This is a genomic window from Rossellomorea sp. NPDC077527 (assembly GCF_044542955.1).
Taxonomy (GTDB): Bacteria; Bacillota; Bacilli; order Bacillales; family Bacillaceae_B; genus Rossellomorea; species Rossellomorea aquimaris_E.
In genome coordinates this window covers 509,768-533,065 of record NZ_JBITVL010000003.1, presented here as the reverse complement: position 1 = coordinate 533,065, position 23,298 = coordinate 509,768, and the positions used below count along the sequence as shown (strand labels likewise).

The 23,298-nt window shown below is 42.2% G+C and carries 22 protein-coding genes; 11 read left to right on the top strand and 11 right to left on the bottom strand.

Features of this window, described 5'->3' with window-relative positions; all coding sequences use genetic code 11:
* The first annotated feature begins 27 nt into the window (after positions 1 to 27).
* A complete protein-coding gene (locus tag ACIGG7_RS12625) occupies positions 28 to 330 on the top strand; it encodes an HNH endonuclease (RefSeq protein ID WP_224941592.1) in 303 nt (100 codons plus the stop codon).
* 43 nt (positions 331 to 373) lie between these two features.
* Here the strand turns inward: ACIGG7_RS12625 and ACIGG7_RS12620 are convergent, their stop codons facing one another.
* From ACIGG7_RS12620 to ACIGG7_RS12595, 6 genes are all read right to left on the bottom strand, one after another.
* Positions 374 to 592, bottom strand: a complete 219-nt coding sequence (locus ACIGG7_RS12620) for a spore germination protein (protein ID WP_224941591.1) — start codon at positions 590 to 592, stop codon at positions 374 to 376.
* Between the two features lie 97 nt (positions 593 to 689).
* Positions 690 to 1,097 carry a spore germination protein GerPE gene (locus tag ACIGG7_RS12615; RefSeq protein WP_224941590.1) on the bottom strand — a complete coding sequence of 136 codons (408 nt, stop codon included), beginning with the start codon at positions 1,095 to 1,097 and terminating at the stop codon, positions 690 to 692.
* 2 nt (positions 1,098 to 1,099) lie between these two features.
* Positions 1,100 to 1,276: a spore gernimation protein GerPD gene (locus tag ACIGG7_RS12610; RefSeq protein WP_224941589.1), complete on the bottom strand. Its 177-nt coding sequence runs from the start codon at positions 1,274 to 1,276 to the stop codon at positions 1,100 to 1,102.
* Entirely contained in the window at positions 1,251 to 1,880 is a 630-nt protein-coding gene (gene gerPC / locus ACIGG7_RS12605; protein WP_224941588.1) for a spore germination protein GerPC, read from the bottom strand. Before gerPC ends, ACIGG7_RS12610 begins: the two co-directional genes overlap by 26 nt.
* A 31-nt stretch (positions 1,881 to 1,911) precedes the next feature.
* Positions 1,912 to 2,139 (bottom strand): spore germination protein GerPB, encoded by a 228-nt coding sequence (locus ACIGG7_RS12600; RefSeq protein ID WP_224941587.1) that lies wholly within the window; start codon positions 2,137 to 2,139, stop codon positions 1,912 to 1,914.
* A 12-nt stretch (positions 2,140 to 2,151) separates the two neighbouring features.
* Positions 2,152 to 2,373: a spore germination protein gene (locus ACIGG7_RS12595; RefSeq protein WP_397549932.1), complete on the bottom strand. Its 222-nt coding sequence runs from the start codon at positions 2,371 to 2,373 to the stop codon at positions 2,152 to 2,154.
* Between the two features lie 129 nt (positions 2,374 to 2,502).
* Between ACIGG7_RS12595 and ACIGG7_RS12590 the strand changes: the two genes are divergently transcribed.
* The 4 genes from ACIGG7_RS12590 (at position 2,503) to ACIGG7_RS12575 (ending at position 8,108) form a co-directional block, all read left to right on the top strand.
* Complete coding sequence (locus ACIGG7_RS12590; RefSeq protein ID WP_397549931.1) at positions 2,503 to 3,690, top strand: DUF418 domain-containing protein; 1,188 nt, start codon at positions 2,503 to 2,505, stop codon at positions 3,688 to 3,690.
* A gap of 22 nt (positions 3,691 to 3,712) precedes the next feature.
* Positions 3,713 to 4,582: a fumarylacetoacetate hydrolase family protein gene (locus tag ACIGG7_RS12585; protein WP_397549930.1), complete on the top strand. Its 870-nt coding sequence runs from the start codon at positions 3,713 to 3,715 to the stop codon at positions 4,580 to 4,582.
* 72 nt (positions 4,583 to 4,654) lie between these two features.
* A complete protein-coding gene (locus tag ACIGG7_RS12580; RefSeq protein WP_397549929.1) occupies positions 4,655 to 5,026 on the top strand; it encodes a YisL family protein in 372 nt (123 codons plus the stop codon).
* 169 nt (positions 5,027 to 5,195) lie between these two features.
* Entirely contained in the window at positions 5,196 to 8,108 is a 2,913-nt protein-coding gene (locus ACIGG7_RS12575; RefSeq protein WP_397549928.1) for a bifunctional diguanylate cyclase/phosphodiesterase, read from the top strand.
* A gap of 64 nt (positions 8,109 to 8,172) precedes the next feature.
* On the opposite strand, the gene ACIGG7_RS12570 is transcribed toward ACIGG7_RS12575, so the two are convergent.
* Positions 8,173 to 8,736 (bottom strand): DUF2777 family protein, encoded by a 564-nt coding sequence (locus ACIGG7_RS12570; RefSeq protein WP_397549927.1) that lies wholly within the window; start codon positions 8,734 to 8,736, stop codon positions 8,173 to 8,175.
* A gap of 148 nt (positions 8,737 to 8,884) precedes the next feature.
* Between ACIGG7_RS12570 and asnB the strand changes: the two genes are divergently transcribed.
* From asnB to ACIGG7_RS12550, 4 genes are all read left to right on the top strand, one after another.
* Positions 8,885 to 10,741, top strand: a complete 1,857-nt coding sequence (gene asnB, locus ACIGG7_RS12565; protein WP_397549926.1) for an asparagine synthase (glutamine-hydrolyzing) — start codon at positions 8,885 to 8,887, stop codon at positions 10,739 to 10,741.
* 350 nt (positions 10,742 to 11,091) lie between these two features.
* A complete protein-coding gene (locus ACIGG7_RS12560) occupies positions 11,092 to 12,618 on the top strand; it encodes a phytoene desaturase family protein (RefSeq protein ID WP_397549925.1) in 1,527 nt (508 codons plus the stop codon).
* Positions 12,615 to 14,117, top strand: a complete 1,503-nt coding sequence (locus tag ACIGG7_RS12555; RefSeq protein WP_397549924.1) for a phytoene desaturase family protein — start codon at positions 12,615 to 12,617, stop codon at positions 14,115 to 14,117. Before ACIGG7_RS12560 ends, ACIGG7_RS12555 begins: the two co-directional genes overlap by 4 nt.
* The gene (locus ACIGG7_RS12550; protein WP_397549923.1) at positions 14,083 to 14,919 is read left to right on the top strand and encodes a phytoene/squalene synthase family protein; all 837 of its coding nucleotides are present in this window, start codon (positions 14,083 to 14,085) and stop codon (positions 14,917 to 14,919) included. Before ACIGG7_RS12555 ends, ACIGG7_RS12550 begins: the two co-directional genes overlap by 35 nt.
* Positions 14,920 to 15,025: 106 nt before the next feature.
* Here ACIGG7_RS12550 and ACIGG7_RS12545 read toward each other — a convergent pair whose 3' ends face one another.
* From ACIGG7_RS12545 to ACIGG7_RS12530, 4 genes are all read right to left on the bottom strand, one after another.
* A complete protein-coding gene (locus tag ACIGG7_RS12545) occupies positions 15,026 to 16,414 on the bottom strand; it encodes an ammonium transporter (RefSeq protein ID WP_397549922.1) in 1,389 nt (462 codons plus the stop codon).
* Between the two features lie 52 nt (positions 16,415 to 16,466).
* Complete coding sequence (locus ACIGG7_RS12540; RefSeq protein ID WP_224941575.1) at positions 16,467 to 16,808, bottom strand: P-II family nitrogen regulator; 342 nt, start codon at positions 16,806 to 16,808, stop codon at positions 16,467 to 16,469.
* Between the two features lie 284 nt (positions 16,809 to 17,092).
* The gene (locus ACIGG7_RS12535) at positions 17,093 to 18,448 is read right to left on the bottom strand and encodes an MATE family efflux transporter (protein ID WP_397549921.1); all 1,356 of its coding nucleotides are present in this window, start codon (positions 18,446 to 18,448) and stop codon (positions 17,093 to 17,095) included.
* 93 nt (positions 18,449 to 18,541) lie between these two features.
* Positions 18,542 to 20,302, bottom strand: coding sequence for an alpha-glycosidase (locus ACIGG7_RS12530; RefSeq protein ID WP_397549920.1), 1,761 nt, complete (start codon positions 20,300 to 20,302; stop codon positions 18,542 to 18,544).
* A 283-nt stretch (positions 20,303 to 20,585) separates the two neighbouring features.
* Here ACIGG7_RS12530 and ACIGG7_RS12525 point away from each other — a divergent pair, with 283 nt between their 5' ends.
* Entirely contained in the window at positions 20,586 to 21,860 is a 1,275-nt protein-coding gene (locus ACIGG7_RS12525) for an extracellular solute-binding protein (protein WP_397549919.1), read from the top strand.
* A 151-nt stretch (positions 21,861 to 22,011) separates the two neighbouring features.
* A complete protein-coding gene (locus ACIGG7_RS12520; RefSeq protein ID WP_224941571.1) occupies positions 22,012 to 23,298 on the top strand; it encodes a carbohydrate ABC transporter permease in 1,287 nt (428 codons plus the stop codon).

The window sequence follows — 23,298 nt, the reverse complement described above, 5'->3', positions numbered from 1 at the left end:
TAATTACGTATAGAGGGATGATGGAAGATGGGGAAGAGAACGGTCGGCACATGTGAATTATGTTCCAGGGGAAACGTCGAAATCACGGTTCATCATCTCACACCTAAAGAGGTGGGCGGCACATTCCTGCCCACTGCGCAGCTTTGTATTCCGTGTCATAAACAGATACACTCCCTGTACACCAATGATGAACTGGGAGTCAGGTTGAACACGATTGAAGATTTAAGAAAAGATGAAAAAATCCATGCATTCATTAAATGGATACGGAAGCAGCCTTCCACCAAGTTAATTAAAACAAAGAAAAGTGTAGAACGCAGAAAGAAACGATAGTTCATAAAAAAACAAAAAGCCTCCTGATAGGCTTTTTGTTGTCTTAGTTATTTCCGGTTATTGGCTGGTCTACGACGTTACAATCAAAGGTGGTACTTACGCTGAAGACATTGTAGCTTAATTGAAATGGACCCGTATTGAAGGAACCGGATCCGCCAAATGTCTTAGACGCTGACTTCGGTGAAATAATAGCGGTGTCACCAAACTGAACACTTCCCCCACCTACGTTAAGAATAGCGACAGGACCTACTAAAGCGGGCATAATCAACATCCTCTTTTGATTTGTCTATATTAGTAACCTATGTGAACTCGACGGGATGGTTCATGAGAAAAGCGGTTTGTTAAAGATGAGTAACACCCTAGTTAGGTTCTTCGATTGTTTCAAAATTTTGCTCCTCTTCACCCTTTTCCTTTTCGAGCTGACGAATATTTTTGACTCTACCTTCCATATACACATTGCAAGTGTTCCCTATGTGGATGATGGACGAAAATGATGTAGCACGTATATACATATTGTTCACTTTGATCGGACAAAGATTTAATCTGTTTACCCTTATATTCGGGTTGATGCGGGGGAGCTCTATCGGACTCGTAAACACTTCAGAATCGAAAGTGCCTTCGCTTGTTAAGAAAAATTCCTTCTCACGCTGTACGGCGTAAGCTTTCGACAGTGCATTTATATTTTGTGAATCCCCTATCTGATAAAGAGAACTAAAGGCCAAGGTAACACCTTCTAAAGAGTTGACGATCGAGTATCTCTTAAGCATAATCACTTAGGGGTAAGAGGAACGAATGGACCGATGATGAGTGATTCCGGAGGGGTATCGAAAGCAGAGGCAAGCTGAATGATGTCAGCATCCCCAACGAGAACGAGGGAGGAACTGGCCACCCCTGCAATATCGATATTTCCGACGGTTAATTCACGATTGATTACTTGGAGGTTCATTGTTCTTCATTCCTTCCATATGGTCTGGGATTTGAGACATAAAGGAGAAAAGGGCCGTTTCGATGTCCTTTTTAATTTTGTCGATGATTTTCCTTTCCCATTCTCCTTCCTGTTGTTTCGATTCAATATAGGGGATGTTTTGTAAATAGAAGTCAATTCTCTGTGGCATTTGATTCAGCAGATCCTGCTGTATCATTTCGTAATAGGACGGATCAAGAGAACGCTGGAATTGCATTTCGTTATCCTGGATGAGGGTTGGTAATTCTGAATCGATATACGCTTTTATTTCTGAAGTAATCCTCTCCTTATAAGGCTCTAAGTTTTTGATCGTTTTAACATCGACATTGGGCTCAACTGCTAGGTCTTCAATGGTTTCCTTTAAATTGCTTGGATTCAGTCCGATATTCAGCGTGCCGTCGAGAGATTCTACTTTAAGCTGGTCGAATTTATATTCGATTTTCTCAACATTGATTTTCGGGGTATCCCTGAGGGTGGTTAATTCCTGTGACAGGTCATCCACTTTCTTTTCCAACGCGACAATTTTCGAATTCAACATCTCGATATATTGATAGAGTTGTTGTGGGGTCATATAGTAATTGTTCATACTGCCACCTCTTTCTTTTGTCGCGATTCACTTATCTTGGCGTTTGCAATGGAACAAGTGGTGAAACAGAAGGAGGAGTACCTCCATTTCCGTTTTTCTCGGCTTCAGGGGCAGGCTCGGTATAGCCCCCTGTATTATAAAGAAAGTCATTGGTCGTAATTTGACCGCATGTTCCAATCTGGAGGATGGAAGAATTGGACATTCCTCCTATTTTAATAAATTGAATTTGTATAGATTGTTGAATATAATAATTCGACATTCGGCATCACACTCATAAGTTAAAGTTTATTCCCTGATCCACTCCATCGTCATCCACGGTGTAGGTCAAGGAGCTTTCATTATAAACCGAAATTCCCTTTCCTGTTATGAATGAACCTGCCCCGGCAAAGGTTTTGGCTGTTGAAATCGGACTGATGTTAAATACATCCCCAATATGGAAAACGGCGCTGGAACCGACATTGACGACTTGAGCAATTCCTACGATTGCGGGCATTGTGACTCACACCTTTAAGACAAAGTTAATTATTGTTATTCTATGTTAAGAACATGAATAGGTGATAATCGCCTAATTTCCTTTTTCAGGTTAGAATGGAATCAAGATTAATTTATCGGAGGAAAATGAATGAACACCATGTCACCAATTGAACAAACAGAACGTATCGTTAGCCTTGATGTGATCAGGGGATTCTCATTACTCGGCATCTTTATCATTAACATGATTTCTTTTCATTCCCCATTTCTGTATTTGGATCCGTATACGTGGTGGAAGACGCCTGAAGATGTCGCCCTCTACCCATGGATTGACGTTTTGATTCAAGCAAGCTTTTATCCGTTATTCGCCATGATGTTCGGATATGGACTAGGGATCCAGCAGCAAAGGGCTGAGGATAAGGGAACGTCCTTCTACCGATTTGGAATCAGAAGACTTCTTATTTTATTGGGAATCGGGTGTATCCATGCCTTCTTGATCTGGTCAGGGGATATCCTGATTAATTACGCCGTGTTTGGATTAGTTCTTCTGGCATTCATGAGGCTTTCCGGAAAGGCATTGATGTGGCTGGGTGGTATCTTATTTCTGTTGCCTCAAGCTTTTTTCAGTATACTACTAGTATTGATGACCTTTGCAGATCCGACGGGTGTGACTGAGTATACGGATATTGCCGCATTGCAGAATTCAGTTGCCGCCTATGCATCGGGAAGTTTCAGCAGTATCATGGAGCAACGCTTTCAAGACTGGTATATGGTGAATTCACCTAACAATCTCATATTCTTGTTACTGTCGATCCTGCCAATGATGATGATCGGGGCAGGGGCAAGTAAATGTCAACTATTAGAAAAAGTAAGATCCTATAAGAAGATTTGGATGATTATTGGAGGAATCACGTTACTCTTTGGAATCATCATCAAATCACTGCCACTCATCATAGAACATAATTTTGCTTATTCCTATATCCAGGACTTTTTTGGAGGTCCGTTCTTATCAGTATCTTATGCAATAATCCTTTCATTATTATTGTTGAATCAAAAAATCATGAAATGGAGCAAGCCACTCGCTTCAGTTGGGAAGATGTCCCTCACCAATTATCTGATGCAATCGATCATCGGAACACTTCTTTTCTATTCATATGGTTTTGGACTCTATGGAGAAGTGACTTTAACGACTGGGACGATGCTCGCAGTGGGGATCTATGTCATACAAGTGATCCTATCAGAGATATGGTTATCCAAGTTTACATATGGTCCAGTTGAAAAGATTTGGCGGGTATTAAGTTATGGCAAAAGGAACGTAGTTGAAAAGGGAAAAGGATAACTTGAAAAGGGGATGAACAGCGGTGAAATTCATTAGTTATAAGGTAGGCGGAAAAGAAACATTCGGGGTGGAACGGAACGGAAGAATCCTTGATTTAGCAGGGGTTATGGGGTTGCCGGGTGAATTGATTCAGGGGATTGAACGGGGAAATGATTTTCTGGAAAATGTGGATCACATTATTAATGAAAAAGGTCAGGACCTCCCTTCTTTTGATCAAAATGAAGTGGAATGGCTAGCACCGATTCCGAGAGTGAAGCGAAATATCATGTGTGTAGGAAAAAACTATCGGGATCATGCCATCGAAATGGGTGGTGAACAAGATATCCCTAAAAGCATCATGATGTTTACCAAAGCGACCAATACGGTCATCGGTCACAAAGAAACGGTGCTTCATCACGGCGATATCACGGAAGAACTTGATTATGAAGGAGAACTCGCCGTCATCATCGGAAAGAAGGGGAGAGGGATTTCACCTGAAGATGCAATGGAGTATGTATTTGGTTATTCCATTTTGAATGATTTGACAGCTCGTGATCTTCAGAAGAAGCACGGACAATTCTTCATTGGGAAAAGCCTGGATACAACTTGTCCGATGGGACCCTATCTTGTGACGAAAGATGAAGTCGATGATCCTCACAACCTGTTCATCATAACAAAGGTTAATGGTGAAATCAGGCAATCATCCAATACAGGAGAAATGATCTTTACTATTCCTACCATTATATCCACTCTGTCTAAAGGAATGACTCTTGAACCGGGAGATATCATTGCGACAGGAACCCCATCAGGAGTGGGAAAAGGATTCAAGCCTCCGCGTTTTCTTAAGAAGGGGGATAAGGTGGAAATCACAATCGAAGGGTTGGGAATTTTGACAAATCCGTTACAGGCCTAGTTTAAATTTCTGTTGTTGTACAGACTGTGGTAATATTATGAGCGTAAACTATCTACCTGTAGGAGGTTCATTATGTTTGATACTACACATGCCCATATTACAACGTGGGTCGTTGCCATCATTCTTTTCTTTGTAGCCGTCGGCTTGCATAATGCAGGAAAGAACAAAGGCATGAAAATTGTACATATGATTTTACGATTATTCTACTTGCTGATCATTTTAACGGGTGCTCTTTTATTCTGGAAGCACCAAGGACTTGACCCAGCTCTTTATGGCATCAAAGGCCTAGTCGGTATCTGGGTGATCGGAATGTTTGAAATGGTCCTCGTCCGCACGAATAAAGGCAAAAGCACCAATATGTTCTGGATATTGTTGGTGGTCTCTTTACTACTTGTTCTGTATTTAGGTTTACGTTTACCGTTAGGTTGGCATCCATTTGCATAATGGTTGAAGAAGTTGGCTCTATAATGGGTCAACTTTTTTTATATTCATTGCGGCTTTAGAAAGGTGATCTGTGAGATGCTGACGGGGCCATTTCTATATAAATGAATATCCAAATCTGTCGAATTGTGGTATTTTGGTAGAAACGATGTCTATCAAGTAGGTGTAGAAAATGATAAAGTCCTTTCAACTCATATATCATGACGAGCACTCCCTAAGCGAATTCATAAATAAGCATGATTTAGACCAACACGCTCATCTTTTGATCCAGGCCTTTGTCGGGGATTCCCCAATTGCGGTCATCGAAGAACTGCAAAGTCAAATCAATCGGCTGTTACCCTACGGGACACTCATTGGCTGCAGTTCAAACGGTCAAGTGAGCGATGGGCGGATTGTTACAGAGGTCGTCTTATCGTTTACGGTATTTGAGAAAACAAAGGTCGATTCGCTGTTACAAGAGAAAACAGGTTCAAGTAAGCAACTAGGTAAACGGCTGTACGAAGAGATGAGGAAATCTGATACAAAGGTTTTTATTGTTTTTTCCAGTCACTTACAGCTGGGGGTTCAGGAATTCCTGGAAGGTGTTTCTGAGGAAGGAAATGAAATCGTCATCGTCGGAGGTGTTTCGTCTGACCTGCCGAATAAAAGACCGACCTATGTATTCACGAATCATGGAATATCACCCGACGGATTCGTAACGGCGTCTTTGAGTCATGAAGAATTATTGGTTCGTTCCAATGCCATAGAAGAATGGCAGGAAGTCGGCCCGACGTTCAACATTACGAAGGCAAAGGGGAATATTCTTGAGGAAATGAATGACGTGAAACCCATTCGGATCCTCGAAACCTATTTAGGGAAGAGGTTTGTAAAGGATCTACCGGACTCATCCATCGAATTCCCATTTCTTTTGCAGGAATTGAAGAAAAAGATGGCAGTCTATATCATAAATGTACTTCCAAATGGAAGTGTGGAACTGAGTCATGAAGTGAGAGTGGGGGATAAGGTATCCTTTGGATTTGTAAGCGTGGAGGATTTGATTTACTCCACTACGAAACTTCTGTCCCAATTGAAACGCCATCCAGTGGAAGCCCATTTTGTCTATCATTGTGTTGCAAGAAGAAGATACATACGTGATGTAACGGACCAGGAACTCACCTATTTCAATCGTATATCACCAGTGAGTGGATTCTTTACTTATGGTGAATTCGGGCAGAGGGACGATAAAGTGAAACTTCTGGCCCATTCCTTAACGTATCTTGGTCTGTCAGAAGGGGTACGTGAACCCATCCGGAATATGAAGGTGGATTTTCAGTTAACGCCTGATTCCGATGTCATGATGTCGTTAACCCACTTAATCAATACAGCAGAAAAGGATATCAAGGAACTGACGCAAAATATCCAAATCTCAGAGGAGTACTATCGGTCACTCTTCGATAATAATACAGATTTTGTTTATAGTACGGATTTGAGTGGGAGATTTAATTCACTCAACCCTTCCTTTATAAAAACCTTTGGCTACACGAAAGAAGAGATTCTTGGGAAGTCAGCCCTGCAATTTATCAGGGAAGAAGACGTGGGGCGTGTGAGAAGACATTTTTACCGTGCGATGGACGGGAGAGAGCAGTATTATGATCTTCCGATTGCCTCCAAAAACGGTGAAGTCAATTTCTTTCAAATCAAAAATATCCCCATCACCGTTGATGGAAAGTGTGTAGGGATCTTCGGGATAGGTAGAAATGTCACGAAAGAGCGGCAATTCGAGAAGAAGATTACACAGCTTGCCTATTTCGATGGTGAAACAGATCTTCCCAATAAAATGAAATTCAGAGAATTAGTAGATGAACATATTGAGAGGGCCAACAAGAAAAAAAGGGAAATGGCTGTTTTATTCCTGGATATGGACCGTTTTAAGATCATCAACGATACTCTCGGGCATTGGGCTGGGGATCTAATCATTAAAGAACTTGCCCTGAGGATCCAGGGCACTCTGCCTAAAGGGGCATACTTGGGGCGATTCAGTGGAGATACCTTTACGGTTCTGCTCACGAAAGATGTGAATGAATCCTCTATTTCAGCTATCACAGAAGATATATTGAAAACGATACAGGCACCTTTCACGTATAAAGGCAAAGAGTTCTACATTTCAGTCAGCATAGGCGTAGGTATTTTTCCGCGGGATGGTGAAGAGTCGACCGATTTGTTGCGGAACGCCGATTCTGCTCTGACATGGGCGAAATCAAAGGGTGGGAATAATACCGTTTACTTTTCCAAGGGGATGAAGGAAGAGAATACCCGCAAGGTTGAAATGGAAGCCCATTTGCGGAAAGCGATAGAGCGGGAGGAGCTGTTCGTCGCGTTTCAGCCGATTATTGACATTTCAAATCAATCGCTTATCGGCTGCGAGTCATTATTAAGGTGGCAGCACCCCTTATGGGGATTAATTTCCCCAGCTGAGTTCATTCCGCTTGCAGAAGAAACGGGACTGATTTATGACATTGGAAAATGGGTGCTGGTGGAATCCTGTTTACAGCTGAAGAAATGGTTAGATCAACAAAATGCGAAGTTTTATATTTCCGTCAATGTGTCTGCACAGCAGTTCCAGCATCCTACATTTCACTGTGATGTGAAAGAAGCATTATTACTATCCGGACTGCAGCCTGAATACCTCTGTTTGGAATTAACAGAGACGATCATGCTCCATGATGCGGCTCATACCATCGAAGTGATGAGATCACTGGCTGAATTGGGAGTGAAGCTTGCAATTGACGATTTTGGAACAGGTTATTCATCACTCAGTTATTTAAAGCACCTTCCTCTTCATATTCTGAAGATTGATCGTTCCTTCGTACAGAATATGAGTGACCATACACCGGATGTAGCGATTGTTCAGTCGATCGCCACAATGGGGAAAGGTTTGAATATGAAGGTTGTGGCAGAAGGTGTGGAAACAATGGAACAATTAGAGCTTCTGGACCAGCTTGGCTGCGATTATGCACAAGGATATCTTATTGAAAGACCCATGACGCTGGATAATATGAACACCTATTTAAAGAATCTGCACCTTGTGACGAGTCAGGATTCTTAACATAACAAATGCCTGTCGATAGAGCTGACAGGCATTTGTTATTTTTTTTGAGTATGTTGGCAAATCAAAGGTTGAAACTTTCAATTACGATGCGTCTACCTGTACTCAGGGTGAATTCGAAGCGATCCCGTTTCTTTTTATAATAGGTGAAGTGATGCTGAACGGCACACACTTCGACACCGTTATCGAAGGTGATAAAGTTCACGCCTTCTTTGATTTTTTGGTTGCCGAGGAACACAAGGTGATTGTGGCAAAAGATACTATCATAGATAGAGTAACCCAGATTATTCAGTGCCGTTGTAAATTGATGAAAGGCATCATCAGAAATTTCTTCTAATAAATTCTCCAGCGAATACAATATATTCTTCTTTATTTGAATTCGATCGCCATTCTCGATTCTAATTCGCTCATAAGGTGTGACAATGATACCGTCTTCTAAGAGAACACCGGAGAGCCAGTCCCCATCTCTATACACTTTTAATTCATGATTGAGGTAAAATTCGAGCTCGGATTCTTCCTCTGCATCGATTTCGAAAAAGAACCACGTATCCTCTTCGAATAATGCAGTGCCTTCGGAAAAGGATCTTTTTTGGGATTTTAAAATGTTTGATCGAAATATGTTGCTCAAGTGAATATCCCTCCTTAACTACATTTCTTGTCATAATTATCATATTTCATTCATGTAAAGATTGATTGAGACAATTAACCATTTATGGCTGTGAGCATAGAATAATTTATGTGTCAGTGAGCCCAGTTTGTTTGACGAGAAAGTGAGGATGATCACCATGTGCGGAATTACAGGTTGGATCCATTATAAACAAGATTTGTCGAATCAAAAAGATGTTGTTGAAAAAATGGCAGAAACCCTTTCTAAAAGAGGGCCGGATGAAACGAACGTGTGGATGGATCGACACGTTGCCTTTGGCCATAAACGATTGATCGTAGTCGATCCTGCAGGTGGAAGGCAGCCTATGAGCCTTCAACATAACGGCCATCTCTTCACCATCTGCTATAACGGAGAATTATACAATACAGAAGATTTGCGAAAAGTACTTATTGAAAAGGGTTATGCCTTCAAGGGACATTCTGATACGGAGGTGTTATTAACCTCTTATATTGAGTGGAGGGAGGAATGCGTTCATCATTTAAATGGTATTTTTGCCTTTGCGGTATGGGACAGTGAGAAGGAACATGTATTTATAGGAAGGGACAGAATGGGCGTAAAGCCTTTATTTTATTTCGAAAAGGATGAAGGGTTATTATTCGGTTCTGAAATAAAAGCTTTGCTTGCTCACCCCGATGTTCGGCCCCAGGTGGATCTTCAAGGTTTAGCGGAAGTGCTGGGTCTCGGTCCATCCCGCACTCCTGGAAATGGTGTGTTTAAAGGAGTGAAGGAGCTGCGTCCGGCCCATGCCATGATCTTCTCGAAAAAAGGGGTCAATAGTTGGAGGTACTGGAATGTGAAAAGTGAGGAACATACCGATTCCTTTATAGAAACAGTCTCTAAAGTACGCTTTCTGCTTACGGATGCCATTCAGAGGCAGCTTGTGTCCGATGTTCCTCTTTGCACATTCTTATCTGGAGGACTTGATTCCAGCGCGATTACGGCAGTGGCAGCAAATCGTTATAAAGAGGAAGGGAAAGGGAATCTCCATACGTATTCCATTGATTATGAGGAAAATGATCAATATTTTAAAGCGAACGATTTTCAGCCGAACTCAGATGCACCTTGGATTGAAAAGATGACGTCGGAATTTGATACGATCCACCATCGCTGTGAGATCAGTCAACAAGCGTTAAAGGATCATCTGATTGAGGCGGTTCATGTAAGGGACCTGCCGGGAATGGCCGATGTTGATTCGTCTCTCCTATGGTTCTGCCGGGAAATTAAACAGGACTTCACGGTGGGACTTTCCGGAGAATGTGCAGATGAAATCTTCGGTGGATATCCATGGTTCCACAGGCCGGAAGACTTTAATCGCAGAGGCTTCCCGTGGATGCGCTCCACAGCTGAACGTCAGGGCCTTCTAAAGGAAGAGTGGAGTAAGAAACTGAATCTGGAGGAATATGTCCTCGAGCAATATGACCGCACGGTTGCGGAAACCCCTTTGCTTGAAGGGGAGAATGAAGTGGAAACCAAGAGAAGACAATTATTCTATTTGAATCTTCTATGGTTCATGACGACATTATTAGATCGGAAGGATCGCATGAGTATGGGAGCAAGCCTTGAGGTCAGGGTACCGTTTGCAGACCATAGACTTGTCGAATATGTGTGGAACATTCCGTGGGAGATGAAAATGCACGAAGGAAGAGAAAAAGGCATCCTCAGAAAGGCACTGGAGGGAATACTGCCTCATGAAGTCCTGTATCGAAAGAAAAGTCCGTACCCGAAAACCCATCATCCCGTGTATACGAAAATGGTCAGTGATTGGTTGAATGAGATACTTGAAGACCAATCAAGCGTCCTGTATGAATTGTTTGATGAAGAGAAGCTGAAAGAAATTGCCGCAACGGGTGGAGCCGCCTTTGAAGTCCCCTGGTACGGCCAACTCATGACCGGTCCGCAGTTACTTGCTCATCTTGCCCAGATCCATGTGTGGTTCAAGGATTATAATATCGAAATCGTGGAATAGGGCATTGGTTCATTCCGGGAATGAGAATTAAGAGAACGGTACAAACATAGATTTAAAGTAATAATGATTTGAAAAGGAGGCATAGTAAAAAGAGAAATCTCTCTTTACTGTGTCTCTTTCTTCTTTCAAGTTTTGAATGAATGAACGTTGTTGTTTAATAGCAGCAACATAGAACGGAAAGAGTCCTGATGGCGGTTAATTAGTGTTTCCAATGAGGAGGACAAGCTCATTAGAAATGAAAGAAGACGATCATTCTGAAAAAAACAGTTTGAAGGTTCATTCTGGTGGAAAACAATTGTATAAGTATTGTATAATAATTGTACAAATAAATGATATTGGAGGCTATCACAATGGCCAAAAAGATAATTGTCATCGGCGCGGGTCCCGGAGGATTGGCTGCAGCGATGCTCCTTGCCAGTAAGGGATATAATGTAGAGATATTTGAGAAGCAATCATTTGTAGGAGGGCGAAATGGCTCTGTCACGATGGATGGCTATACGTTCGATATCGGACCGACATTCTTAAGTATGCCGGAAATTGCAGAAGAATTATTCGAAGCTTCAGGAAGAAATCTTCATGACTATGTGGATTTAAAGGAACTCTCTGTAATGTATGAACTTATATTTACCGATAAAAAGGTGCAAATGTATAAGGATCCTGAACAATTATCCAGGGAAATCGAGCGTCATTATCCTGGAAACTCAGAAGGGTATAAGCGTTTTATGAATGATACCCGTAAGAAAATGACCCGTTTAAAACCGATTTTGCAAAGCCCGATGGATAGATATTATCAATATATCAGCTGGAAGGTTTTGAGAGCACTTCCTCAATTGTCCCTGGGTAAATCCCTTTATAGTGTGTTAAGTGATTATTTTACGGACCATGAATTGAGATTGGCGTTTACTTTCCAATCAAAATACTTAGGAATGTCCCCCTGGGAATGTCCGGGTGCTTTCTCCATACTGTCATTCATGGAGCATGAATACGGGATCTTTCACCCCATCGGCGGCTTGAACCAATTATCAAAAGCCATGGAGAAAGTCGTGAAAGAGCATGGCGGTGTGATTCATCTCGGTGAAGGGGTCAGGAAATTGTGGATTGAAGATGGAAATGTCGTGAAGGGAATCATGACAGAGGACGGGGAGAAGATCGAGGCAGATGAAGTCATCATCAACGGGGACTTTGCCCATGTGATGAGTAACCTGGTTGAAGATGGAGTATTGAAGAAATACAGTAAAGAAAAATTGAAAAAGAAAAAATATTCCTGTTCTACTTTTATGATCTATCTGGGAGTCGACAAACAATATGATCTTCCCCACCATAGTATTCTATTTGCTGAGGATTATAAGAGGAATGTTGAAGAAATTACGGAGACCTATACGCTTTCCGGTGATCCTTCCATTTACATTCAAAATGCATGTGTAACGGATCCTACCTTGGCTCCCACGGGACATTCCACCTTGTACATCCTTGCACCTGTACCGAATAATATAAGCGGTATTGATTGGTCAGAGAATGAACAAACCTTCCGGGAGCTTGTTTTAGACCTGGTTGAGCGTAAAGCGGGCTTGGAAAACATCCGTGATCATATCATGGTTGAGAAAATCATCTCTCCCCATCATTGGGAATCAGAATTCAATATTTATGAAGGAGCCACCTTTAACCTTGGTCATCAACTGACTCAGATGATGGCTCTCCGCCCTCATAACAAATTTGAAGAACTGGAACATTGCTGGTTAGTCGGAGGGGGGACGCATCCTGGAAGCGGCCTGCCGACGATCCTAGAATCAGCAAGGATTTCGACCAATATGCTGATGAATGAGGATCCGTCCTTTTCATTCATGGAAGGACAAACGGCGATGGAGGAAGCTTTATGAAAGTAGCCGTTGTAGGGTCTGGTATTGGTGGACTGATATCTGGATTGTTGTTGGCAAAGGATGGTCATGATGTCACAGTCTATGAGAAAGAGGCGACCATCGGAGGACGTCTTGCTTTTATACAAGAAGGGGAGTACAAGATTGATAAAGGGCCGACCATCGTTCTATTACCTGAAATGCTCCTTTCCATCTTGACGGAGGCTGGAATTGACACGGGCGAAATAGAACTCGTCCGCTGCGACCCCCTTTATGATGTCCATTTTGCCGATGGGCTGACATATACGAAGTATGCTGATGTCGATAGGCAATTTGAAGAAATCAAGGAAAAATTCCCGGGAGATGAAGAAGGATTTCTTCGTTTTATGAAGGATATGGATGAACGATTTACAATCGGGCAACCTCAGTTCCTGGAATCGTCCTTTTTGAAAACGAGGGATTTTCTCAACCGTAAAACGATGAGTTCATTGTTTAAGTTGAAAGCTTACCGGAATGTGATGGGGAATTTAAAGCATTATTTTCAGCATGGGAAACTGCAGACAGCTTACGGTTTGCAAACACTTTACATCGGTGGGGATCCTTACAGCACACCTGCTATTTACAGCCTTGTTTCCTTTAGTGAGCACAAGCACGGCATCTACTATATCAAAGGCGGATATGCGAGTTTGCTTGATCATCTCAGGAAGGCGTGCGATAAGAATGGCGTTGTGATTAAGACCTGTACACCTGTTTCTGAAATAGAGACCTCGGGTGGTAGAGCAACTCATATCGTTCTTGGGGACCGGCGTGAAAAAATCGAATCCGTCATTATCAACGGTGATTTTCCCACTGCATCTACATTAGTGAAGAAGAAGGCACCGAAATCCTATAAGCCTTCATCAGGCTGTGTGCTTTTGTATATGGGGGTCGACGGGAATTATGATGATAAAAGAATACATCAATTTTATTTGAATGAAGATTTCTCTGGGAATATGAAGGATATTTTCAAGAATAAGAGAATTCCTAAAGAACCATCATTTTATGTATTTAATCCTTCCAAGGTTGATTCTACACTAGCTCCTGAAGGGAAAAGCGTCCTATATGTCTTGATCCCGGTTCCAGTTTCAGATGAAATAGACTGGAAATCAGCTTCAGAATATCTTTCCAATCTTGTATTGGATACAATGGAAGAAAGGGGATACGCTGACTTGAAGAAACGGATTTCGTGGATAAAGATCAGGACCCCGGAAGACGCGGTTCAAGAAGGGCTATATTCAGGGGGAAGCTTTGGGATTGCGCCAAGTTTAGGACAATCCGGGCCATTCAGACCCCAAGTACAACCGTTTGCGGAGAAGAATATCTTTGCGGTCGGTGCATCCATCCATCCAGGTGGAGGAGTTCCGATTGTCATGCAGGGCGCAAAACTAGTTGCAGAAGCCTTTAAAGACCAGTATAAAATCGAATCTGAAAGGAAGGATGTGTCCTTGCATGAGCAGGATTTCGGAAGCATACGATCAATGTGAAAATATTATTAAACTGCATTCTAAAACGTTTTACAGAGCATTTTCCCTACTGCCGAAAGACCAGAAGAAGGCGGTTTGGGCTGTATATTCATTTTGTCGTAAGGTAGATGATATTGTTGATGAAGGCATGAGCCCTTCAGAGGAATTAAGTCAATTCGAGGTGGAATTCGAATCCTTTTTAAAGGGGGATTATAACCAGAATGAACTGATGTGGGTCGCATTGGATGATGTGTTCAAGCGATATAACATGGATGTTCAATCCTTCAGGGACATGATAAAAGGTCAAAGGATGGATCTTGGTGAAAGAGTGTATGTGAAAATGGACGATGTCCTTGATTATTCTTATCACGTAGCAAGTACTGTTGGGTTGATGCTCCTGCCGATTCTTGCTCCTGGGAAAGAACAGTACTTAAGAGAGGATGGCATTCATCTCGGGTATGCTATGCAGCTCACAAATATACTGAGGGATATCGGTGAAGATCTGGAGAGAGGCAGGTTATATATTCCCCAGGATTTATTAGTGAAATATGAATATACGATTAACGACCTGGTTGAACATAGAGCAAACGAAGCTTTTTGTTCCATATGGGAAGAGATGGCCGAGCTTGCTGAGGATTATTACGATAAAGCTTTTCGTACTATGCATCTCTACCCGGTGTATTCGAGAACCCCTGTAAAGGGAGCTGCCTTATTATATCGTGCGATTCTGGATGAGGTTAGGGGTAATCATTATAATGTGTTTTCCAAGAAGCACTTTGTGTCTAGGGATGCAAAAGAGAAAATCATTTCTTCTATATCTTAAATAAGCTCGTATGGAGGCTGTTGGAAAGCCTACCATATGAGCTTATGTTTGTATATCGAACATTTCAAACAAAAAAAAGAGCCGCTAAAAGCAGCCCTTCTATTCATTAAATTGTGTTTCGTTGATTCACGCTATCGCTCATTTGCCCTGAACCAATTGAATTCAATCGTTCTACTAAATCAGAACCGAATGGAGAAACGGAAGAAACGTTTGATTCCAACACAGTGTCCTTTAATTCATAAGCATTGGATCCATGTTCTGTAAAGTCAAGTCCTGAAAGCTCTTCTTCACGTGATACGCGAATGCTCGATACTCTCGTTACGATGTAGAGGAATCCCCCGACAGTGATGGATGTCCAGGCAATGACAGCGATGACGCCGAGTGCTTGAGTAGCTAAGAGTGTCGCGCCTCCTCCATATATTACCCCATTTTGAACATCGAATAATCCTACTGCCACTGTACCCCAAACCCCACAGATCCCGTGAACGGCAATTGCTCCGACAGGGTCATCGACTTTCAATTTCGAATCGATGAATGTTACAGCTTCTACCAGGATGACACCAGCAATAAGTCCGATGATGAGAGACCCGACCAGGGATACATTGGCACAGCCGGCAGTGATACCGACCAGTCCACCGAGTGCACCGTTTAGAGTAAGGGACGGATCGATCCGTTTATATCTGAATAACGTGTAAAAGGCGGATGAAAGGATGGCGGCAGATGCTGAGAACAATGTAGTCGTGATGACCTGCGGCACAAGAGTAGGATCGGCTGCCAGGCTGCTGCCCCCATTAAATCCGAACCATCCAAACCAGAGAATGAATACCCCGAGTGCGCCAATTGGTATATTATGACCTGGTATGACATTTACTTTCCCTTTGCTGTATTTACCGACACGTGCACCAAGGAATAATACAGTGATGAAGGCACCGACTGCGCCGGTCAGATGGACGACGGTAGAACCGGCGAAATCGACGAATCCAAGCTCTGAAAGCCATCCTCCTCCCCAAACCCAATGACCGACGATAGGATAAATGATTCCAGTCATGGCGATGGTCAGAAGAATATAGCTTTTAAGCTTCATTCTTTCGGCAACAGCACCGGAAATGATGGTTGCACAAGTAGCAGCGAAAACAGACTGGAATAGGAAGAAGCCGATGTCTTCACGTCCTGAGAGGAAGAAGCTATCCAATCCAATGATCCCACCTTGAGTCCCGCCAAACATGAAGGCGAATCCAACGATGAAATACAAGACAGAAGCAATGGCTACAGTTAAGAAGTTTTTCATCAAGATATTAAGAGAGTTCTTTGCCCGTGTGAATCCTGTTTCAACCATTGCAAATCCGGCGTGCATAAAGAATACGAGTACGGCCGCGATCATGACCCATAAGGAGTCAACGGAAGCTTGAACAGACTCAGCAGTAGGGGATGCTGCAAATGCAGTAGTGCTCACGAATAATGACAAAAATGACAGAGCAGAAATTTTTTTAATCAATGATATCCCTCCATAATTGGTTTTACCTTGGCGGTTGTATTAAACATTAGTTTTATAAAACAGCTTTTTTCCCTCGTTCCCCTGAACGGATTCGAATCACTTCCTCAACAGGATAAATAAAGATTTTCCCATCTCCCACGGTTTCGGTACTGCAATGTTCAACTATGAGATCGATGATGTCTTCCACTTGAGTGTCGTCGACGATCATTTCCACTTTTACTCTTGGGACTAACTGCAGTTCGAATTTATTTCCTCTGAAGATCCCTTGTTTTCCTTTTTGTTTCCCGCACCCTGCTGCTTCCGATACGGTCAAACCACTAAATCCACGAAGACATAATGCTTCCCGTAGAGACAGAAATGCTTCTGCACGGATAATTGCTTCCACTTTTTTCATCGTTATTTCCTCCTTTTTAAAATGTTTATTGAATACGCCTCTTTGATGTTAGGTTTTATGACATGTATAAGTTATATTATTTATCATATTCAGAAAATAACAAAAGTTCAAGTATTAATTTGCTATGTAAGCGTTTTAATGTAAAAAAAGTTAACATTAAATAATTGAACGCGCTTTCAATTTGTTTTGAAAAGAGAAAAAGAGCCAACTCAAAGATAACAGAGCTGACTCTTTTGGGAATGTGTTCGACTTTATAACATAGTGCCATAGGAAGGTCCGTCCCTCTACAAGGCGTTTTTATCATTTTGGATGAACCGTTTGTGTATCCAAACCTTGGACCGCCAGCGTTTGAGCATGATGATGCCTCTTAGCCATTCGTCTGCTATGAAGGAAATCCAGATTCCGATTAGTCCGAGACCGAACCAGATTCCAAGGATATAGGAAAGAGTGACGCTGACTCCCCACATGGATAATACCCCCATATAAACTGGGAACCGGACGTCACCAGTAGCTCTGAGCGCATTGATGACCACAAGATTGAAGCTTCTACCTGGTTCGAGGATGATCGTCAGATAGATCAACACCTTACCAAGTGAAATGATGTCTTCGTTGCTTGTAAAGATCCGGAGAAGAGGCTCTGCTGCAAAGGAGAAAATTCCTGCCATGATGAGAGAGATGACAATGGCGATCTTTAAGCTTTTTAAGCACCGTTCATAGGCGTTGTCAAATTCTCTTGCCCCAATCATATGCCCGATGATGATCTGAGTTCCCTGACTGATGGCGACACTGAATAAGAAAATGAACATCATCAAGTTCTGGGCATATACCTTTGTCGTCAGGGCATTCGTTCCAAGACTTGCGATAAAATACGTGATGACCATTTGAGATCCGTTATAAGATAGGTGCTCTCCAGCAGATGGGATCCCAATCCGTAATAAATTCTTTACGTGTGAGACGGGAATATTGAAGAGTGACCTGAATGGAAGAGCATTTGGTATTCGTCTCCTTATCACGATGATACTTACGACGAATCCAATCAGTCTTGAGGTGATGGTGGATATGGCCACACCTTCCACACCTAATACAGGAACTCCGAAAGGTCCGAAAATAAATAAGTAGTTTCCGATCACATTGATGATATTCATGCCGATCGTGATATACATGGCGTCTTTCGTATAGCCATAGCTTCTCATGATGGCCCCTGCCGTCATGATCAGGGCCTGGATGAAAGCGAAGCCTCCTACAATTTTCAGATAGGAAGATGCTTCATTCATGAGAGCGACAGGTAGATCCATCGATAATAGGATCGGCTTACTGAAAAACACAAGGGCGATGCTTAATGCCAGACCGAATACTACATTAACAGCAATGGAGACGATGGACACTTCGCCGGCTGATCGATTTTCGTCTGCTCCTAAATGCTGGGCAACCAGGATGGCCGTCCCCGTTGCAACAAATCCAAACATTACAATAATGAGGGAAAGGATCTGGTTGGATACACCGACGGCTGCAACGGAGTCATCCGAGTACTGACTCAGCATTAACGTATCTGCATTTCCCATCAGCATATGAAGGAAGATTTCAATGAAAATCGGCCAGGTCAAGGCGAAGAGAGTCATGTTCTTTTGATTCTTACTCATAGGGGGGCTCCTTTATTTGGCCGGGGCCAGACTTCTTAAATAGATAAGGGGACTAACCATAGAGGTGTAGTCCCTTCATTTATGAAAACTTTACTAGAATTGGATGATGGTAAAACCGAATCCTTCCAGCGTCACTTCGATTGATTCTGCCTCAGCTGCAAATTCTTCGTTACTCCAAAGATTCGTGATTTTCTTACCCTTGAGTGCAAAGGGTAATGTAAATGTGGTTGATTCTTCACTGCAGTTTAAAAGAACAAGCACGGTTTCATCTCCGTTTGATTTCGTAAAGGCAAGACAATGCTCGTGTATGTCACCTGGTAAGAAGGAAAGAGTTCCTTCATTACTGAGTAAAGGAAACTGTTTTCTGAGAGCGATATGCTTTTGGATATGTGCAAATAGATCTTGGTTATGTTGATCTTCTTCCCAAGGGAAACATTTTCTGCAGCCGGGATCCTGAACGCCTGTAAGACCAATTTCATCTCCGTAATAGATACAAGGTGTTCCCGTGAAAGTGAGCATGAACGTATATACTTGTTTAACTCGGCGAATGTCTTCCCCGCATTCTGTCAATACACGGGGCGTGTCATGACTTCCTACTAGATTGAAATTTACTTCATTCACGTTTTTAGGATACATATGAACGACAGACGTCATATTCTCAACGAACGCGGCAGGAGAGATCGTTTGCTTGGCAAACAGATTCAAGAGATTTGTCGTAAATGGATAATTCATGATCGCGTCAAACTGGTCACCTCTTAACCAGGGCATGGAGTCATGCCAGATTTCACCCAGAATGTATACGTCGGGTTTTAAATTTTTGACTTCTTTACGGAACTCACGCCAGAAGTGGTGATCCACTTCGTTCGCAACATCCAGGCGCCATCCATCAATATCGAATTCATTGATCCAATAACGTCCGACCTCCAGTAAATAATTACGAACCTCTTCATTTTCAGTATTTAACTTCGGCATGGAAGGCTCGAATGCAAAAGTATCATAATTAGGAGGCTTACTCTCAATATCCAAAGGGAAATCATGCACATGGAACCAATTACGGTAACGTGATTTTTCACCATTTTCAAGAACGTCCTGGAACTGTTCGAAATAGAATCCACTATGGTTAAATACGGCATCCAGCATCACTTTGATCCCGTTCTCATGACAAACCTTGATCAATTCCTTCATTGTCTCTTTTGTACCGAACTGTGGATCTATCTCAAAATAATCTATTGTGTCATATTTATGATTGGAGTGCGCTTTAAAGATAGGGGTGAAATAAATTCCTGTGATTCCAAGGTCTTTTAAATAAGAAATGTTCTGAGTTACGCCTTCCAGGTCCCCACCGAAGAAATTGGTTGGTGTCGGATCTGTACTATTCCAAGCGAGTGCTCCTTCAGGATCATTATCAGGATTGCCGTTTGCGAACCGTTCCGGGAAAATTTGATACCACACCGTATCTTTCACCCAGGAGGGGGCATTGAACACATCAATGGAATTCAAGAAAGGGAAACAGAAAAAATCACCAATATCCTCAGATGGGGATTCGTTGAACCCTTTTTCTCCATAAAATATTTCTTCTTTTTCATCTTGAAGAAGAAATCCATATCGAAGACGCCTGTAGGGAGGGGTAATGGAAGCGAACCAATAGTCAAATAGATGATCCGTACCGGTCATCACCATATCTTTCCGATCGTACATCCATTTTCCGTCTTCCCATTGATAGGGATCACCGTGTAGGAGAGTGACAGAGGTTACGTCATTCTTCTTGGTGCGCAGACGGATGTGTAATTCTTTATTAGTGCAAGCGTATGCATAATTATCTTTCGGTCTATGATAAACAGCTTCCAATAGCATCGTGTTTCCTCCTCATGTTTATTTCAATTAAAGAGTATTCGAAACAGGGAGGGATGTCAATAAAACATATATAGAGGGATAAAGCGTTTTCTTTTTTCAGTGGATACTATAAAAAATTTTCAAAAAAGTATTGTCAAAAGGATTATAGTTTGTATAATAAGAGATAGGTTGTGCAATCGTTTTCACAAGTGGATGTAAGCGATGTCTTTTGCGTTCTAGTGCAATCGTTTGTTCAATCTAAAATATGGATTAATCGTTTTTACCATACTTAGGAGGGGTCAAGATGAAGAAAGCGTTATCATTACTGATGGTAATCATGCTTGTATTAGGGGCGCTCGCTGCTTGTGGTCCAAACCGTGAGGAAGGATCCAGCGACAGCGGAGAGAAAAAGGCTGACGATGCAAACAAACCTGAAAAACTGGTTGTCTGGGAAGATCAAGAGAAAACTGGATGGCTGGATGAAGTAGGTGCCAAGTTCGAAGAAGAGACTGGCATCAAAGTTGAAGTGAAAGAAGTCGAAATGGCGACTAAAATGAAAGAACAATTACGTTTAGACGGTCCTGCGGGAACTGGCCCGGACGTATTGACATTACCACATGACCAAATTGGTGAACTTGCTCTTGCAGGGCATATTGCTCCTCTAGAAGTGGATGGGGACATTGAAAAACGCTTCACTGAATCTTCCATGACAGCTGAGAGTTATGATGGGAAATTATATGGTCTTCCAAAGTCTTCTGAAACGCCGGTATTTGTTTACAATAAGGCGTTAATGGATGAAGCGCCAAAGACAATGGATGAAGTATATACATTCGCTAAAGATTTCACGAAAGATGGAAACTATGGTTTCTTAGCTCTATGGGACAACTTCTATTTCGCACATGCACCAATCGGTGGATTCGGCGGATATGTATTTGCTGAAAATGATGGGGCATTGGATGCGAAAGACCTTGGATTAAACAATGAAAGTGCTGTAGAAGGTACTGAATATATTCAAAAATGGTACACAGATGGATTATTCCCTAAAGGAATCATTGGGGAAAACGGTGGATCTGCACTTGACGGTCTATTTGGAGAAGGAAAAGTTGCTTCAGTCATGAACGGTCCTTGGTCTTTCCAAGGATATAAAGATGCCGGAATCGACATCGGTATCGCTGCTATGCCTAAGCTTCCAAACGGAGAGCCAATGAAAACATTCATGGGTGTGAAAGGCTGGCACGTGTCAGGCTATTCTAAAAATAAAGAGTGGGCTCAAAAATTCATCGAGTTCATCACTCAAGACGAATATGCGAAATTACGTTTCGAACAAACACAGGAAGTTCCAACGAACCAAGGTTTGATCGACGATCCAGCGATTGCTGACAACCCGGGTGCAAAAGCGGTTGCCGAGCAATCACAATATGCGGTTCCAATGCCAAACATTCCTGAAATGGGAGAAGTTTGGGGACCAATGGCTGATTCACTTCAAACGGTTGTAACCGGTAAGCAAGAACCAAAAGCGGCTCTTGATGCAGCGGTGAAACAAATCGAGCAGAACATTGATGCTAATCATTCTAACTAATTATTAAACAATAGCGGTACCTTCTCATCCTGAGAGGTACTGCTATCCTTTTAAAGACCTATTCAAGGGCTTTTTAAGGAAATAAACACTTTTTTTCTTAAAAAGCTCTTGAAGCTTATCAAAATCGTGAACGTAGAAAGGGGAATATAGGATGGAGCAACAATCCTATCAAACAAAACATAGAAAAACAGCGCTGGCCCTTTCCCTAATCCCAGGATTAGGTCAGATGTATCATAGGCAGTTTATGAAGGGCGGATTTTTCCTGATCATGACAGCCGCCTTTATCCTTGTCTTCAGAGATTTGATCGGCTACGGATTATGGGGAATTACGACCCTAGGGACAGACGTCTCATACGGAGATCATTCCATTTTCTTAATGGTATACGGTATTTTAGCAATCATTGTATCTATTTTTGGAATTGGCTTTTACCTGTTCAATCTTCGGGACGCTTATAAGAACGGAGAAAAGAGAGACAGGGGAGAGAAACTTAGCACGATCCGTGAGCAGTACAAAAATCTGATCGACAATGGATTCCCATACCTTATTATGTCTCCTGGATTTTTACTGCTTGTATTTGTAGTCATCTTCCCAATTATCTTTGTTGTCCTACTGGCGTTTACAAACTACGATTTGTATCATTCACCACCGGCTAAATTGGTCGACTGGGTGGGGATTCAAAACTTTGTTGATATTTTCAAAATTGATATTTGGAGGGAAACATTCATTACCGTACTTGCCTGGACGCTCGTATGGACATTTGGAGCGACAACACTTCAGGTAGCACTTGGAGTATTCCTTGCCATCCTTGTCAATCAAAAGGATTTGAAAGGGAAAGCCATCATACGTACGGTTTTTATCCTGCCTTGGGCCATCCCGGCTTTCGTTTCAATTCTCGTTTTCGCCGGAATGTTCAATGAATCATTTGGTACAATCAACCGGGACATCCTTGGATTCTTCGGAATTGAAGGTTTACCATGGATGACCGAACCGATGTATACAAGAATTGCATTGATTTGTATTCAAGCCTGGCTGGGCTTCCCGTTCATCTTTGCCATGACAACAGGGGTGCTTCAATCCATTCCTGATGAACTTTATGAAGCAGCGACGGTTGACGGTGCATCGGCATTCCAGAAATTCAAAAACATCACGTTGCCCCTTGTTCTTTTCGCAACGGCTCCAATCATCATTACGCAGTACACGTTTAACTTTAATAACTTCAATGTTATTTACTTGTTCAATGGTGGCGGACCAGCTTTAACAGGACAGAACGCTGGTGGAACGGACATCCTGATCTCGTGGATCTACAGTTTGACGATGACATCCGCTCAGTATTCAAAAGCCGCGGCCATCACATTATTATTATCCATCATCGTCATCACGGTAGCGATATGGCAGTTCAAGAGAACGAAATCATTCCAAGAAGAGGATATGATGTAA